This window comes from Aliivibrio fischeri ATCC 7744 = JCM 18803 = DSM 507 (assembly GCF_023983475.1).
GTDB classification, from domain to species: domain Bacteria; phylum Pseudomonadota; class Gammaproteobacteria; order Enterobacterales; family Vibrionaceae; genus Aliivibrio; species Aliivibrio fischeri.
The window spans coordinates 642,684-658,647 of sequence record NZ_CP092712.1 but is presented as its reverse complement, the minus strand read 5'-3'; the positions used below and the strand labels follow the sequence as shown (position 1 = coordinate 658,647).

Sequence of the window (15,964 nt, the reverse complement as noted above, 5' to 3'; positions counted from 1 at the left end):
ATCCTTTACATGTCTTTCCGTCAGTGTCTTCTTTTTATTTTTGTGTTTTTCCCACTTTCTGCATGGGCTAAATTTTTCTCAGCTCCAATTCTGAATGATGCTTACCAACTTTTAGATACCAAACCTGCGCAATCACTTAGAATCGTTAATCAATATCTTGAACAAAGACAAATCTCGCCGGGTCAAAATCCGAATCAAATTCCAATTAACAATGATTCTGAACGCACCATTAGAACACCAATAAGTACTGTTGAAGCGTTTCAAATTAAAGCTCTCGCTAATAAAAGATTAAATAAAAATAGAGAAGCGATTGAAGCAATCAAAGAAGCGATATCCCTAGCTAAAGACTTTCAATTAAAGTCAGGCTATTTAGAATCTAAATTAATCTATGCTTATTTATGGTGGAACTTAACCAAAGACGTAGATGAAACAAATAGTATTTTAGCGACTATTGAGCAAGAGTTACTTGAATCAGGCAATACCATTGGCATTCACGACAAACTGTATTTTGGTTTTGCGTTAATTCATGCTGAAGTTGAATCCGAACAAGGAAACAACAGCAAAGCACAACAATATTACAAACAAGCAATGACTCATGGGGCAAAACTAAAAGATCCAAGCAGCCTCATTTTCTATCATATTTCTTATGGTCGACACTTTTTACAGAACAAACAATTTGATCAGGCATTAACAGAGTTATTAAGTGCTTACTGGCAATCAATTGAAGCGGATCAAAGTGGTCAACTAGCTCGGGCTAACTTCTTATTAGGTGAACTTTTTTTCCAGAGAAAAGTACTGGATAAAGCGCTTGAGCACGCCTCGCAATCGGCTGAATTTTACGGCCGTTACAATAACAGCGAGCAACTTTCTAACGTTTTAACCTTAATCGCTCAGATACACCTTAAACAAGGTCGATTCAACTTGGCGTTAGTACAGTACTTTAACGCTCTGGATCAAGAGAAAGAAAAAAATAACGTTAATAAATTAATCTCATTACGATTAGATATCGCAAATACTTATTTCTTACTCTACAACTACGCATTAAGTGAGCATTACTTAAAACAAGCCAACAACCTTAATGAATACGTAAAACTGCCAAAGCAGAAGGCAAGAGCGGCTCTTCTACAAGCAAAATTGAATCTAATAAACAATAAACCGGATCTGGCTATTAATGATATTCAGACTGCGATTGTGTATAGCAAAAAAGACAATGATAAACCGCTAAAATTACAATCTCAGAAATTGCTTTCTGAAACCTATGAAAAAATGGGATTATTTGAAGCCGCATTAAAAGCTCAACGTGAATACGAAACATTGAACTCGTCTATTCAAGCGGTTCAAAACGAAATCAATGAAGAAGTATTTAGACAACAAAAAAGTATTATTGAACAATCTCTGCATTACCAAGGATTAGAAGCTCAATTAAAAGAAAATCATTTACAAACGCTTAAAATTCAAAAGATTGCAGGATTCTTAGTTGCATTACTAACTATCATTTCCATTTATGCATTCAGAAAACAACAAGTGAATCGTTTCTTGAAAAAACGTCTCCATCTGTTACTAAATAAATATTACACCCATCCTCGCAGTGGATTACGTAACTTACGTTTGCTAACAGAGAGGTTACCGTCATCACTACAACAAAGTAGTTCTAATATTGAGCAATGGCATTTAGGTGAATTAATCAATGAACCACTAAGTGATAGATTGCGGTTCACTCTATTCCATATTCCTATGTTACAAGAGCTATATCTAACTCATGGCTACCAGGAAGGTTTATCAATTGAGAAAGCCTTTGGGGATTACTTATCTTCTGTTGTGACTTCTCCAAGTCGTATTTATCATTTTTCAGATGCAAGCTTTCTCTATATCGAGCATAAATCGGACTCAACCTGTAGCGTTCAAGAAATGGCTGAAACCGTTCAACGTTGGATTAATAATTTCGATTCAAACATCTTAATTGATAAAACTGTTAATATAGGAATGGTTGAATACCCATTTTTACCACGGGCCTACACTGCAATTAATGATAGAGAATTAATTGATATTCTATTAATGGCGACTAATGCTGCTCAACATTTGAGTGAAGAGTTATCAAGCAGCCAATGGGTAAATTATCGAGCGATAGATAATGCACCAGCCGCAAGTTTCGCAAGTAATAATATACGCTTAGCTTGTGAACAAGCAATTAGCCAAGGTTTAATAAAGGTAATAACATCAAGGAATTAGTAACAAAAATGAATAATGCATCACAAAATTAACATTAACGGTATAGTAATGATTATCAATTAAACAAATTTGATACTTTATTTTAGTCAGTTACTAATATCTTTGTTACTATGAAAATATTGACCTATTTATAGGTTATCGCTATCTACCAATGTGAGTTTTTACCTAAGTTATTATGATTGAAGTATCCATTGTTGCCTCTGAATTAAACCAACTTAAGCAACAGCTAGATCAAACACGCCTATCACACCGAGACACTACGTTAAAATCACGTCGTGAAATAATGCTATTAAAGCGTATTATTTTGCGTTTTTGTGCTGCGTGTAAACATCATGATAGTGAACTAGATAAAGAGATTGTTGAACTTGCTACCAGTATAGAGCAAGTAGAAAACACATCAGATTTAACTGTCCGTATTGCTACTTTTGAGCGTTTAATTAATAGATATAGGCAGAATGTTCAAAAAGAGCATTCAATGATGGAAGATCATATTTCTTATTGTGGTGAAACGTTGCAACGAGTCATTGGCTTGCCTGCCGGACTTAAAAGAGATCTTCGTAACTTATTACAACACCCTTCTCACGATGGCAGTAAACACATTCAACGTATTGTTCGACTTATTGAGCTCTATGAACGAGCGATCAAATTCATTTCAGTAGGCCAGTTATCATCTGAAATCAATTCCAATGAAATTATTGATGTCGATACCCAAGAGCAGTTGAGTAATGAACTACAACATTTAATTTCTGAATTAGATTTTGACAGTACGTCAGGAAAAGACTTACTTGAGATCCGCAATAAACTACTGACAGGTGTAGATGCTGTATCTTTAATTGATCTTGCACTTCAAACTCTGAAGTTGGTATTAGAAGGCACAAACAATGAACGTAAAGCATCACAAGCGTTTGTTGGTGAAATGAATACGCAAGTTGCTCAAATAATCAAAACAAGTGAACAAAACCAAGAAAAAAGCCAAGCTTATTTAGAACAAAGATCCCTATTAAATGAAGAATACTCCCTGCTAGTAAAGCAAGCTGAGAACTTATTAAATAGTAAAGTAAGCATGCAAGAGCATAAAGCTCAAATGGCTCTGCTACTCAGTGAAATGAGTGATTTATCTGAACGTAATAAAGCAATGCAAGAGCGTGAAGCAGCATTAATTGAGCGACACGAATACGCAACCAAAAAGCTCAATACGCTTTATGAAGAAACTCTAGAGTATCGCCGTCAGCTAAATAACCAGCAACAACGAATTTTCAAAGATCCACTAACCAAAGTTTATAATCGAGCAGCAATGCACGAACGTCTCGATTTAGAATATAAACGCTGGGTACGCCATCAACACTCTTTAGTGCTTAGTATCATCGACATCGATCAGTTTAAACGCATTAATAAAAACTACGGTCATTTAGCTGGAGATAAGGCTCTTAGTATTATTGCAAAAACCATTGAAAACCAAGTGTCAGATACTGATTTTGTTGCTCGCTTCAGTGGTGAAGAATTTTTAATTCTATTTACTGAAACCACAGAAGATGAAAGAAATAAAGTATTAACCAATATTCAATCTGCGATTGCAAAACTGCCATTTAAATTCAAAGATAATCATGTAAAAATCACGGTTTCAATTTGTAGCTCAGAGTTCACAAACAGTGATATACCTGAGAAAGTTATTGAACGTTCAATACAAGCGTTATACAAGCAAAAAACAAAAGGCATTGAGCAACTCATTACTGCGTAGTTATCATTAAAGTTTCATTTTTTTACTGATAATTAAATGCAAAATAGCATTATAACCCTCTCAGTTTTTTACAATTTTCCTAGCAAAAGTCTCTTTTGCTGTGTAAGTTTATTATTCAAACAATAATAAAAATACGCAAGGGAGGCACAATATGATTACTCATATAAGCCCTGCAGGTAGCATGGATTTGCTATCACAATTAGAAGTTGATCAGTTAAAGAAAACCGCTTCAAGTGAAGTTTATCGCATGTATCGAAACTGCACACTAGCGGTATTAAATTCAGGAAGTCATACTGATAGTTCAAAAGAATTATTAGATAAATATCAATCATTTGATGTTGCTGTTACGCGCCGAGATCGCGGAATTAAACTTGAATTAAATAACCCACCAGAGCACGCATTCGTTGATGGGACTATCATCAAAGGTATTCAAGAGCATCTATTTTCTGTTTTACGTGACATGGTTTACGTGAACATGCAAATCGCGGATCACAATCGACTAAACCTCACCAAAGCCACTCACCTAACCAATTTGGTATTTAGTATCTTACGTAATGCAAAAGCCTTGCATACGGGTATTGAGCCTAACTTAGTCGTCTGTTGGGGCGGGCATTCAATTAATCCTGTCGAATATCAATACACTCGTGAAGTCGGTCATGAGCTTGGTTTACGTGAATTAAATATTTGTACTGGCTGTGGTCCCGGAGCAATGGAAGGCCCAATGAAAGGAGCTGCTATTGGTCATGCGAAACAACGCTATAACGATAGTCGATTTGTTGGCCTAACCGAGCCATCAATCATTGCGGCAGAGCCACCAAACCCTATCGTCAATGAACTTATCATTATGCCTGATATTGAAAAACGTCTAGAAGCGTTTGTACGTATGGCTCATGGTATTGTTATTTTTCCTGGTGGCCCAGGAACGGCAGAAGAGTTGCTTTATATCTTAGGGATCATGATGAACCCTGCCAATAGACAGCAACCTATGCCTATCGTTCTTACTGGTCCAAAAGAGAGTGAGGCTTATTTCCGCTCTATTGATACCTTTATTCGCGATACCTTAGGTGAAGAAGCTACCCACTATTATGATATTGTTATTGGTGACCCTGCTAAAGCGGCGGTTTTCATTAATCATGGTATTAAGAAAGTAAAAGAATATCGTAAAGCGACGGATGACTCTTATAGCTTTAACTGGGCTCTGAAAATTGAACCTGAATTTCAGTTACCATTTGAACCAACCCATGAAGCGATGTCCTCTTTGGATTTACATTTAAATCAACCAAAAGAAACATTAGCAGCCAACTTACGTCAAGCATTCTCGGGAATTGTCTCTGGTAATGTAAAAGCCGAAGGCATTGCTGAGATCGAAAAGCATGGTGTATTTAAACTGCATGGTGATCCTGACTTGATGAAAAAGATGGATCGTTTACTTCAAGACTTTGTAAAACAGGGTCGAATGAAGTTACCCGGTTCTAAATATGAACCTTGCTATAAAATCGTTATGGATTAAGGCTGGAATTTTTCACCTTCACTAACGTACAATAATAAGCCTATGCGAATTGCATGGGCTTTTTCTTTTTTTATTGATAGGTATGAATACGTTATGGCAATTCATCTGGTTATTATTGACGCTCTTAATCTTATTCGTCGCGTTCACTCAGCTCAACCTAACCAAGATGATATCCAAGCGGTTATCACTACCACCACTCGTACTATTAATAAAATATTAAAAGAAACAGAGCCAACTCATATCATTGCGGTATTTGATCATCATCTTCAAGATCGAGGATGGCGTGCAGAAATTCTTCCTCAGTATAAAGAGGACAGAAAACCCATGCCTGAAGCATTACAGAAAGGCATGGATGATATCCAAGAAGCATGGTGGAAACTAGGCATTGATTCACTGCTTTCTGATGGTGATGAAGCGGATGACTTAGTTGCAACCCTAGCTAATAAAGTAGCGGTGCATAATGAACAAGTTACGATTATTTCTACCGATAAAGGCTACTGTCAGTTGCTCTCTCCTACTTTACGTATTCGAGATTATTTCCAACATCGCTGGTTAGATGCTCCTTTTGTAGAAAAAGAGTTTGGGTTAAAGCCTGAACAATTGGCTGATTACTGGGGATTAGCTGGGATCAGTTCAAGCAAAATTACGGGGATTCCGGGAGTCGGTCCAAAAGCAGCCTTAGAAATTCTAACTCAATTCCCAACGATTGAGGCCGCGAACGAGTCTGAAGATCTTCCTAAAAAATACCGTAAGAAGTTTGATGAACATTACGAAACCGCTATTTTATGTCGTCAAGTTGCGGGGTTAAGAACGGATATTGAGCTTGGGTTTAATTTGCAAGATATACGATATGAGAAAGGGACTAGGGACTAGGGACTAGGGACTACCAAGTATAATGAATATAGTGTGCTTTTCTGCAAAAGAAAGATGGCTATATTTGATGTGGTTACCAAAACGATGACAAACAGTTTTTTTTGCGCCAAAGCACACCATATTCAACATCGAATCTAAATAATACCATTCTGGATAAGTAGTTGTTCAGATAATTGCGTAGGAAAAATTGATTAGAGCAAGGCATAAATTACAGTAACTAGTGGATCTAATTACAAAATTTATAACGCAGATATAATCAATTTTAACAAGCAAGAATGATCAAATACTTATGTAGATTGGTATAACCTCAACACCGAATAACCATTGTTGAAGATAAATAAAAACGCCCGCTGATTATTAACATCAGCGGGCGTTTTTTATTTCTCACTAGTTTGGATTACATCAATATTTGTATAACAAAATATTAATGTGGAGAAATGTTTGAAATCGCTTGGATATGAACAGTGATTTCTTCGCGGTCATGATACAAATGCTTAGCTTGAAGCTTGTATTGGAAACCGTTTTTCTTCAAGAAATCTTTTAGGTTTTCAATATCTTGAAGAACCTCATCATAACGACCTTTCATTGGTAATTTAAGGTTAAATAGCGCTTCTTTTGCCCAACCTTTAATTAACCATTCCCCCATAAGGTGTGCAACACGAGCAGGTTTCTCAACCATGTCACAAATTAACCATGTTACGTTCTTTCTTGGTGGTTCAAATTTAAAACCATCAACCATGTGGTGTTTCACTTGGCCTGTATCCATTAAACTTTGAGCCATCATGCCATTATCAATCGCATGAACAAACATAGAACGCTTAACCAATTGGTAAGTCCAACCACCAGGACATGCACCTAAATCAACACCCCACATGCCTGATGCTAAACGCGTATCCCACTCTTCTTTTGGAATAAATACGTGAAACGCTTCTTCCAATTTCAATGTTGAACGACTTGGCGCATCAGCAGGGAATTTCAAACGAGGAATACCCATAAAGAACTGAGAGTTATTATTTGTGTAAGAGTAACCTACGTAACAGTGACCCGGAGCAATAAAGCAAATATGCAAAACAGGGATTCGATTTGAATCTCTTTCTGTTAGCATTTTCTTTCCACGTAAAGCCTGACGCATTGGTACAGTAAATTTACGACAGAATTTTAATAATTCTTTTGCTTCGTTAGTATCTGGCGTTTCAATACGAATATCACCACAACAAGGCACATCTTCAACTTCAGATAGCGCATCTAAAATTGGAGAAATACGATCATCTTTTGGTAAATCACTAACTTCAACTGCAACCGCAAACATTTGACGAGCAAAAATTAGCTCATTAAATTTAATTTCACGAATTAATCGGTCTGCATCGCCTTCCTGATAGCATTCAAATAACACATAACCCGTATTATTTTTTAGGCGAGGGAAACCAAACACTTCTAGTTGAGTGGCTTTATCTTGGATCTCACCTGCACACTCTTTTTCAAAACCAGAGCGACAATAGAACATTACTTGTTTCACTTTGAAACCTCAGTCAAACGATAAGTTGAAATAGCCAGTATTAACCAGCCAATAATAAAACAGAATCCACCTAATGGCGTTATTGGTCCAAACCATTTAACACCAGTGAATACTAACGCATATAAACTACCACTAAAGAAAAGCATCCCAATGGTAAATAGCAAAGCCGCGTATGATACCCCTTTTGAAAATGAATTTCTCAACAAAATTCCACATCCAAATAAAGCAAGGGTATGCCACATTTGATATTGAACTGCAGTTTCATATACATCAAGTAGATAAGGAGATAAAACCGCTTTTAAACCATGAGCACCAAATGCCCCTAGTCCAACAGTTAATGCTCCACTCATACTCGCAATCAATAAACATAAGCGACTATTCATCATCCACAATCTCTTGTTCGCTACGAGCTTTACTTAAAATCCACTCTCTAAACGTAGCAATACGACCTGTATCAGCTTGTTTTTCATTACATACAAGGTAGAAAGCATTCTTACTCACTAATACTTCTTCAAATGGGGCAACCAAACGACCCGCATCTAATTCAGGTTGAGCTAATACGTTATTACCTAACGCAATGCCTTGTCCGTGAGCAGCAGCTTGCAGTACCATAGTCGAGTGACTAAAAATAGGCCCTTGGTTTACATTCATGCCTGCTAATTCGTAATGCTTAACAAACTGCTTCCAGTCTTTACGAGAAGTATCATGCAATAACGTATGGAAACGTAAATCATCAATGGTCGCTAATGGCTTTTCATTCAGTAGCACTTGAGGTGAGCATAATGGCAATAACTGCTCTTGATATAACAGTTCAACTCGAAGACCTGGCCAATTACCTCGACCATAATAGATAGCAACATCCACATCTTCGGTTAATGAACCTTCATCCATATCAACGGCTTTAATACGAACATCAATATCTGGTTCTTGGTTATTAAAATCCGATAATCTTGGTACCAACCATTGAATAGCAAAACTTGGCGGTAAACTAATAGTTAGTGCCCCTTTGGCACTTCTTTCCAATACTTTATCTGTTGCTTCAGATAAAGAAGAGAAGATTTCTTTAATGTCTAAAAAGTAGCTCTGTCCCTCTTCTGTTAATAACAAAGAGCGATTTCGGCGTCGAAAAAGTTTAAGACCAAGAAACTCTTCTAATGCTTTGATTTGGTGGCTAACTGCCGCTTGTGTAACAAATAATTCTTCTGCTGCACGCGTGAAGCTTAAGTGCCTGGCTGCCGCTTCAAACACACGTAAAGAATTTAAAGGTGGTAATCTTCGAGACATAAGAACTCACATTTTGAACCATTAGTTTTTTTAATGCCAAGTATTATAATTTGTCCATTGTCGAACTACCAGATAAAACCTAATATTAGCCCCGTAGTTTAGAGGTAAGACATATATTCCTCCCTGAATATTTTTCCCCTCTCTCTAAACTGCAATGTTGTGTTTGCATATTGGCTCGACTGTTAGAGCCCGATCATTGATATCAACTTATTGATACCAATGCTCAATATTTCCTGTGTTTTTGACCTATGGTTAAAAAAGATTAGTTAGCACCGTTTAATACGGTGCTTTTTTTTGCCTGTAATTTTGACTTACGCACCATAAATCCGCATCATTCTCCTGTTTGCTAACCCAATGAAGAAAATTCTTATGACTGCATTTAATGTTGAACTTGTTCGTTCTCAATTCCCAGCTCTATTACAAGAAGTAAATGAGCAACCTATTGCGTATTTTGATAGTGCGGCAACCACACAAAAACCATTAGCTGTATTAAATGCAATTCAAGATTATTATCAAAAAAGTAACGCTAATGTGCATCGCGGCAGTCATAGCCTAACTGCCTCTGCTACGCTTCAATTTGAACAAGCAAGAGAAACGGTCCAACACTTCATTAATGCGAAAAGCAGTAAAGAGATTATTTGGACTCGTGGTGCAACAGAAGCCATTAATTTAATCGCTCAAACTTATGCTCGTAATACATTACAAGTTAATGATGAAATTTTAGTGAGTGAATTAGAACACCACGCGAATATTGTTCCTTGGCAAATTGTTGCAGAACAAACCGGAGCAAAAATCATTAAAATCCCAATGAAGTCAAATTGCACATTAGATATGGAGGCATTTGAGTCATTGGTAACCAAAAACACCAAAATTGTTGCCGTTGCTCAAGTAACCAACGTGACAGGAACCCTAAACCCTGTTGAAGAGATCATTAAAATTGCACACAGCGTTGGGGCGATTGTTGTTGTTGATGGCGCTCAAGGGATTGTTCATCATGCGATTGATGTTCAAGCAATGAATGCCGACTTCTATGTTTGCTCTGGTCATAAATTATTTGCACCTGCAGGGATCGGTGCTCTATATGGAAAACAACACTTACTTGAGTCCATGCCTGTATGGCACGGGGGCGGTAAAATGGTTGAGAAAGTGTCGTTTGAAAAAACCACATTTGCAGAACTTCCAGGAAAATTTGAAGCAGGCACACCTAATGTTGCCGGAGCGATTGCTTTTGCCACAGCCATTAACTGGGTTAAGCAATTTGCCCATGATGATCTAAATGCTCATATTAATGAACTTCGTCAAATGGCTATTGATGGAATCAAAGATATTGAGGACTTACGCTTTATTGGATTACAAGATAACGCCAGCCTATTCTCTTTTGTTATTGATGGCGTCCATCACCAAGATATCGCTACGCTATTAGATCAACAAGGCATCGCTGTACGCTCAGGTAATCACTGTGCTCACCCTATGCTAGATGCTCTAGGGCTTACAGGTACTGTACGTGTTTCATTTGCCTTGTATAATACAAAACAAGATGTTCAACGTTTTATCGACGCGCTAAACAAAGCCGCAGATATGCTATAATACCAATCCACATAAATATTTGATCATTCTTGCTTGTTAAAATCGATTATAGCTGCGTTATACTTTTTTATTGCAAAAATCAGGTGTAATTAGAGCTACTAGTTACTGCAATTTATGCCTTGCTTTAATCAATTTTTCCTACGCAATTATCTGATCAACTACTTATCCGGATTGGTATAAGCTCTAATTTAAGGTATTCATTTATGTCCACTTTCCCATCATCGCCTTTTGGTTTTGACATTACTCACTCGACAGTACTTGATTTAATGAGTAACGCTAAAGGTTGGGAAGACCGCTACCGTAACGTAATTCAATTAGGTAAAAAACTACCTAGCATGCCTGAAGAGCTACAACAGGAGAACGTGACGATCTCAGGTTGTGAAAGTAAAGTATGGCTACAACATGAAATCGTTGATGGTGTTTATTTTTTCTGCGCAGACTCTGATGCAAGAATTGTTCGTGGGCTTATCGCATTAGTCATGGCGGCAGTTAATAATAAAACCGCAGAAGAGATTAAGGCTTTCGATATGGATGAGTATTTTGCTCAATTGGGGTTAATTGAACATTTAAGCCCATCACGTGGTAATGGGCTTAAGGCGATCATTGAAACGATCAACGGCTTAATTTAAAGCAGGAACGAGAATACTTCCCTTCAAGGGGCTAGGTACGTGAAAGGCTTTTACTCGTACCTTAATTCTAATCCCTAGTCCCTACTTACTGTGTTTCTCAATCAACTTCTCTACAATTCTCGACACAGCAACAAATCCAAACGTCGCCGTTACCACCGTCGCAGCACCAAAACCACTAGCACAATCCATACGCTTAGGTCCTTCAGCAGTTGCTTTAGTCGCACATACCGAGCCATCTGCTTGTGGGTATTTCAAATGCTCAGTTGAGTACACACAATCAATACCAAACTTACGTTTAGGATTCTTAGTAAAATTATGGTGACGACGCAGCGTATCACGTAGCTTCTTAGCTAATGGATCTTGAATCGTCTTAGTTAAATCTGTGATTTGAATTTGAGTCGGATCCGTTTGACCACCAGCACCACCAGTTGTAATGACTTTAATCTTATTGCTCTTACAATAAGCCAGTAATGCCGCTTTAGGTTTCATGCTATCGATAGCATCAAGTACGTAATCAAACTCTTTAGAAATGTATTCAGATAGATTTTCAGGGGTAATGAAATCATCGATTAAATTAATCTTACACTCAGGGTTAATTAATTTAATGCGCTCAGCCATGACTTCAATTTTGCTTTGACCAATAGTACCTGTCATCGCATGAATTTGACGGTTAATATTCGTCACACATACGTCATCCATATCGATTAACGTAATTTCACCTAATCCAGTACGTACTAGCGCCTCTACAGCCCAAGAACCCACACCACCAATACCAACTACACATACATGAGCTGCACGCATAATTTCTACTTCACTATTACCATACAAACGGCGAGTGCCACCAAAACGTTGGTCATAACTTTCAGAAGCAGGAGTGGTTAATTCGCGCATGGGGTTACCTTACTCAAAAACAAAAAAAGAGCACGATTTATACGCACTCTTTTTTAGAAGATCAAGTGTTAAGCGATAACACATTATTTTGATTTAGGCATTTCCCAAGGATTTTCAGTTTCAGTATCTTGCAAACCTAATTTCCACACTCGACCAAAATGCTTAAAGTGACCCGCAGCAATACCCGCTTCTGTTCCCATTCCATAATATTGATCTAAATGGTTTTCTTTCACTGCACCACCAGTATCTAAAGCAAGCAACACTTTAAGTACGTGTTTCCCCGTCCACTTACCGTCTTTATCTAATTGAGGGACTTCAGCAAGGATTGGGGTTCCCATAGGCAATAAAGTGCGATCAGCTGCTACAGCCGCACCAGCATGCAATGGTATACCAGCTGTACCTAAAACATGATGTGCGTCTTTTGGTGAGAAAAAGACATACGAAGGGTTTGTCTCTAACAATTCACGAACGGTTGCTTCATCATTTTTTGCAACCCATTCTTTGATTGCTTTTAAAGACATATCTTTACGCTCAACTTCACCACGCTCTATCAGAATGCGGCCAATACTTACGTAAGGATGATTATTTTTCCCACCATAGGCAAAATACTCAAGCTTGTCATCATCCCCAAAATGAACAAAACCACTGCCTTGCACTTCCATAATAAACGGATCAATCATGTTGTCGGAATAACCTAATTCAAGACCTAATCCAGCTAATGCTCCCGCATTAATTTCTGCACGAGTTGGACAATCTGAACCACAATCAGGCTTATCATATACTGGGTATTTAAAGGTTTCGTTCGGCGTATGACGCATCTCAATGACAGGAGAGAAGTAACCGGTAAACATCACGTTACCTTTTTTATCACCACCACCCATCTGAGCAAATTGAATACCGTAGTTCGACAACTCTGCAGGGTTTGAGCTTTCATCAATCCATTTTTGTAATTGAACATAGAGTTCTTCATAACGTAATGACATTGATTCAGAACGCTCTAAAACTTCTGCACTCTGTTTTTTGAAAGCACTAAAATCTGAAGGCTTATCTGAATTAATTTCGCCAACTTTATTCAAGTTACTACTAAACCCACCATCCAGATACTGCTGAGCACGATCTGTTGGTTGATCAGCACACCCAGCTAATCCAAGAAGAACACACACAAAAGATAATTTACGAAACACAATAAAGCCTTATTGAGAAATAATGCGGCAAGGATGACAAACAAATTCAGAGAGGGCAATTATTTAGAGTGCAATAAATGTAAGAAAAGGATAATTTTGACAAACTTTGACATTACAAAGAAAGGCTATTCGAGATAAAGGGCTATCTCGAATAGAAAATAAGCAGATAAATTAATACTTCAGCAGATAATTACTGTTTACGAAAACTGGATTTATAATGAGCAGGCTTGATGCGTAAAAGCTGTTCGCCATCTTCATCTTCAACTTGATACACGTATTCAGTATCACCGTGCATATAACGCAGTATTGTGCCGTCAAACTCATATTGTGTATTAATTAAACGGCCATGCGTATAAATACCAGCAGAACTGATAGTAAAACTATCCTGTGCATAGCTTGGTACACCCAACTCAACCCAATTCCCATATAGTTGAGTTGATGGCATTTTCGCAAACATGCCCGCTCGATACATTGCTGCAATTGTCCCAGCAACAAGGCCAACCGCAACAAATCCAATTAACACCAATAATCGAACTTTTCTTTTTTGTAACTCTTTTTCTTGGGCTTGACTCATCACTACGCCTAATAAAAACCATTGATATATAAGCTTATCGGCATTTTTTTAAAATATTAAGAAAAAGTTATGTGACCTTCTACTAAAGACTTGCGCAAATTAAAATAAATAGTCATGATAAGTGAATAAATATTTATTATGGAAGATATATCGTGAAGTTTCGTAGTACTGCTTTAGTTAAGGGATTTCGTCAATCTGCACCTTACGTTAACGCTCATAGAGATAAAACCGTTGTCATCATGCTTGGTGGAGAAGCGATTGCCGATCCTAACTTCGCTAATATAGTTAATGATATCGCCCTTCTCAACTCATTAGGATTACGAATTGTCATTGTATATGGCACTCGCCCTCAGATGCGTTCATTACTAAAACAGACAGAACACCACGCCCCTTTCCATAAAGGCATACGCATTACTGATGAGCAAACACTAGAGCTAGTAAAGCAAATAGCGGGACAGTTACAACTCGACATTACCGCTCGCCTCTCAATGAGCTTAAATAATACCCCAATGGCGGGAGCGCAAATTAACGTTATCAGTGGCAATTTTGTTATTGCTCAACCTCTAGGTGTTGATGATGGTATTGATTATTGCCACAGTGGACGTGTTCGTCGAATCGATACCCAAGGGATCAACCGAATGTTAGATCAACAATCTATTGTTCTACTTGGTCCTGTTGCGAGTTCTGTTACTGGCGAATGTTTTAATCTTTTATCAGAAGATGTTGCCACTCAGTTAGCTATCCGCTTAAATGCCGACAAGCTCATTGGTTTCTGTTCAGAGCAAGGTGTCCTTAATGAAAAAGGACAGATTTTAGCGGAGTTATTTCCAAGTGAAGCTGAAGAGATCCTCCAACGTCTTGAAAAAGAATTAACACCAGAAAACGGAAAACTCACGGGCACAATGCGCTTTTTAAAAGGAGCGATATCTGCATGTAAAGCAGGGGTTCCTCGAAGTCATTTAATTAGCTACAAAGAAGATGGCGCATTAATTCAAGAGTTATTTTCTTTTGATGGTATTGGTACTCAAGTAGTAATGGCGAGCTCTGAACAAGTTCGTGATGCTGAAATTGATGACATTGGTGGCATATTAGATTTAATCCGCCCACTAGAAGAGGAAGGCATTTTAGTTCGCCGCTCTCGTGAACAGTTAGAACAAGAAATTGCACAATTTACGATTATTGAAAAAGATGGGTTGGTCATAGCATGCGCCGCTTTATACCCTTTCCCTGAAGAAGGCATGGCAGAAATGGGCTGTGTTGCTGTTCATCCTGATTATCGAGATGGCGATCGCGGTGTTATTTTATTAAATCGTTTACGCGCAAAAGCAAAACAATACAAATTATCCCAGCTGTTTGTTCTCACCACTCGCAGTCTTCATTGGTTTAGAGAGCAAGGTTTTATTGAGGTAGATGTTTCACACTTACCGATGAAAAAACAGAAACTGTATAACTTTCAGAGAAAATCAAAAATTCTTGTTTTAAAAGGGTTATAAAAAAGGCCGCAGAAGGAAATCCCTTTGCGGCCTATTTGTTCTTACTGAATAACTTAAAACTATCCAAGCTTGAGGTTAACGACTAATGACCAGCAGTTTTTGATAATAAATTAACCACAAGAACACCAGACAAAATTAAGCCAATCCCAATGATCCCTGCAAGATCTAACTTCTGTCCGTAAGCAAAATATCCAATAGCAGCAACAAGGACGATACCGGCACCACTCCAGATTGCGTAAACAATGCCAACAGGCATACTTTTTACGGTTACAGACAGCAAAAAGAAAGCAATACCATAGCCAACAGCCACAATTAAACTTGGTGTTAATTTAGTAAATTGCTCGGTTTTAGGAATGAATGAGGTTGCAATCACTTCTGAAATAATCGCAATAATAAGAGCCATCGCAGGCGGCATTGAAACAAGTAATTTAAACATATAACAGTAAAACTCTAGAT

14 protein-coding genes are annotated in these 15,964 nt (G+C 37.8%); 7 read left to right on the top strand and 7 right to left on the bottom strand.

Translation table 11 applies throughout. The features are described 5' to 3' along the window. Positions 1-9: 9 nt before the first annotated feature. The 4 genes from AVFI_RS03090 (at position 10) to xni (ending at position 6,350) form a co-directional block, all read left to right on the top strand. The gene (locus AVFI_RS03090; protein ID WP_188863761.1) at positions 10-2,229 is read left to right on the top strand and encodes a tetratricopeptide repeat protein; all 2,220 of its coding nucleotides are present in this window, start codon (positions 10-12) and stop codon (positions 2,227-2,229) included. A 175-nt stretch (positions 2,230-2,404) separates the two neighbouring features. Continuing rightward, positions 2,405-3,967, top strand: a complete 1,563-nt coding sequence (locus AVFI_RS03085) for a GGDEF domain-containing protein (protein WP_155663101.1) — start codon at positions 2,405-2,407, stop codon at positions 3,965-3,967. Positions 3,968-4,118: 151 nt separating this feature from the next. After that, on the top strand, positions 4,119-5,477 hold the full coding sequence (gene ppnN / locus AVFI_RS03080; RefSeq protein WP_012534000.1) for a nucleotide 5'-monophosphate nucleosidase PpnN: 1,359 nt from the start codon (positions 4,119-4,121) through the stop codon (positions 5,475-5,477). A gap of 93 nt (positions 5,478-5,570) precedes the next feature. Continuing rightward, entirely contained in the window at positions 5,571-6,350 is a 780-nt protein-coding gene (gene xni, locus AVFI_RS03075) for a flap endonuclease Xni (protein ID WP_005417881.1), read from the top strand. Between the two features lie 424 nt (positions 6,351-6,774). On the opposite strand, the gene rlmM is transcribed toward xni, so the two are convergent. The 3 genes from rlmM to AVFI_RS03060 are packed head-to-tail and all read right to left on the bottom strand — an operon-like array spanning position 6,775 to position 9,150. Beyond that, positions 6,775-7,866: a 23S rRNA (cytidine(2498)-2'-O)-methyltransferase RlmM gene (rlmM, locus tag AVFI_RS03070; protein WP_054775844.1), complete on the bottom strand. Its 1,092-nt coding sequence runs from the start codon at positions 7,864-7,866 to the stop codon at positions 6,775-6,777. After that, positions 7,863-8,249, bottom strand: coding sequence for a DUF423 domain-containing protein (locus AVFI_RS03065; protein WP_012534127.1), 387 nt, complete (start codon positions 8,247-8,249; stop codon positions 7,863-7,865). The genes rlmM and AVFI_RS03065 overlap by 4 nt, the downstream gene beginning before the upstream one ends. Then, positions 8,242-9,150, bottom strand: a complete 909-nt coding sequence (locus AVFI_RS03060) for a transcriptional regulator GcvA (RefSeq protein ID WP_005417875.1) — start codon at positions 9,148-9,150, stop codon at positions 8,242-8,244. The genes AVFI_RS03065 and AVFI_RS03060 overlap by 8 nt, the downstream gene beginning before the upstream one ends. Before the next feature lie 369 nt (positions 9,151-9,519). Between AVFI_RS03060 and csdA the strand changes: the two genes are divergently transcribed. Further along, entirely contained in the window at positions 9,520-10,737 is a 1,218-nt protein-coding gene (gene csdA, locus AVFI_RS03055) for a cysteine desulfurase CsdA (RefSeq protein WP_188863762.1), read from the top strand. Positions 10,738-10,940: 203 nt separating this feature from the next. Further along, on the top strand, positions 10,941-11,366 hold the full coding sequence (csdE, locus tag AVFI_RS03050) for a cysteine desulfurase sulfur acceptor subunit CsdE (RefSeq protein ID WP_188863763.1): 426 nt from the start codon (positions 10,941-10,943) through the stop codon (positions 11,364-11,366). Positions 11,367-11,447: 81 nt separating this feature from the next. On the opposite strand, the gene tcdA is transcribed toward csdE, so the two are convergent. The 3 genes from tcdA to AVFI_RS03035 form a co-directional block, all read right to left on the bottom strand. Then, positions 11,448-12,257 (bottom strand): tRNA cyclic N6-threonylcarbamoyladenosine(37) synthase TcdA, encoded by an 810-nt coding sequence (gene tcdA / locus AVFI_RS03045; RefSeq protein ID WP_005417869.1) that lies wholly within the window; start codon positions 12,255-12,257, stop codon positions 11,448-11,450. A gap of 83 nt (positions 12,258-12,340) precedes the next feature. Continuing rightward, positions 12,341-13,441, bottom strand: coding sequence for a murein transglycosylase A (gene mltA / locus AVFI_RS03040; protein ID WP_017019837.1), 1,101 nt, complete (start codon positions 13,439-13,441; stop codon positions 12,341-12,343). Positions 13,442-13,631: 190 nt separating this feature from the next. Then, positions 13,632-14,015 (bottom strand): DUF2850 domain-containing protein, encoded by a 384-nt coding sequence (locus AVFI_RS03035; RefSeq protein ID WP_155663104.1) that lies wholly within the window; start codon positions 14,013-14,015, stop codon positions 13,632-13,634. A gap of 152 nt (positions 14,016-14,167) precedes the next feature. Here AVFI_RS03035 and argA point away from each other — a divergent pair, with 152 nt between their 5' ends. Beyond that, positions 14,168-15,508: an amino-acid N-acetyltransferase gene (gene argA / locus AVFI_RS03030; RefSeq protein ID WP_012533582.1), complete on the top strand. Its 1,341-nt coding sequence runs from the start codon at positions 14,168-14,170 to the stop codon at positions 15,506-15,508. 82 nt (positions 15,509-15,590) lie between these two features. On the opposite strand, the gene AVFI_RS03025 is transcribed toward argA, so the two are convergent. Then, positions 15,591-15,923, bottom strand: a complete 333-nt coding sequence (locus tag AVFI_RS03025; RefSeq protein WP_063644006.1) for a DMT family transporter — start codon at positions 15,921-15,923, stop codon at positions 15,591-15,593. Positions 15,924-15,964: the final 41 nt, after the last annotated feature.

Coding starts and splice junctions, on each gene's coding strand:
- AVFI_RS03065 (WP_012534127.1), bottom strand. CDS start 8,249: ATGAATAGTCGCTTATGTTTATTGATTGCGAGTATGAGTGGAGCATTA.
- AVFI_RS03035 (WP_155663104.1), bottom strand. CDS start 14,015: ATGAGTCAAGCCCAAGAAAAAGAGTTACAAAAAAGAAAAGTTCGATTA.
- AVFI_RS03060 (WP_005417875.1), bottom strand. CDS start 9,150: ATGTCTCGAAGATTACCACCTTTAAATTCTTTACGTGTGTTTGAAGCG.
- ppnN (WP_012534000.1), top strand. CDS start 4,119: ATGATTACTCATATAAGCCCTGCAGGTAGCATGGATTTGCTATCACAA.
- AVFI_RS03085 (WP_155663101.1), top strand. CDS start 2,405: ATGATTGAAGTATCCATTGTTGCCTCTGAATTAAACCAACTTAAGCAA.
- csdE (WP_188863763.1), top strand. CDS start 10,941: ATGTCCACTTTCCCATCATCGCCTTTTGGTTTTGACATTACTCACTCG.
- csdA (WP_188863762.1), top strand. CDS start 9,520: ATGACTGCATTTAATGTTGAACTTGTTCGTTCTCAATTCCCAGCTCTA.
- AVFI_RS03090 (WP_188863761.1), top strand. CDS start 10: ATGTCTTTCCGTCAGTGTCTTCTTTTTATTTTTGTGTTTTTCCCACTT.
- xni (WP_005417881.1), top strand. CDS start 5,571: ATGGCAATTCATCTGGTTATTATTGACGCTCTTAATCTTATTCGTCGC.
- AVFI_RS03025 (WP_063644006.1), bottom strand. CDS start 15,923: ATGCCGCCTGCGATGGCTCTTATTATTGCGATTATTTCAGAAGTGATT.
- tcdA (WP_005417869.1), bottom strand. CDS start 12,257: ATGCGCGAATTAACCACTCCTGCTTCTGAAAGTTATGACCAACGTTTT.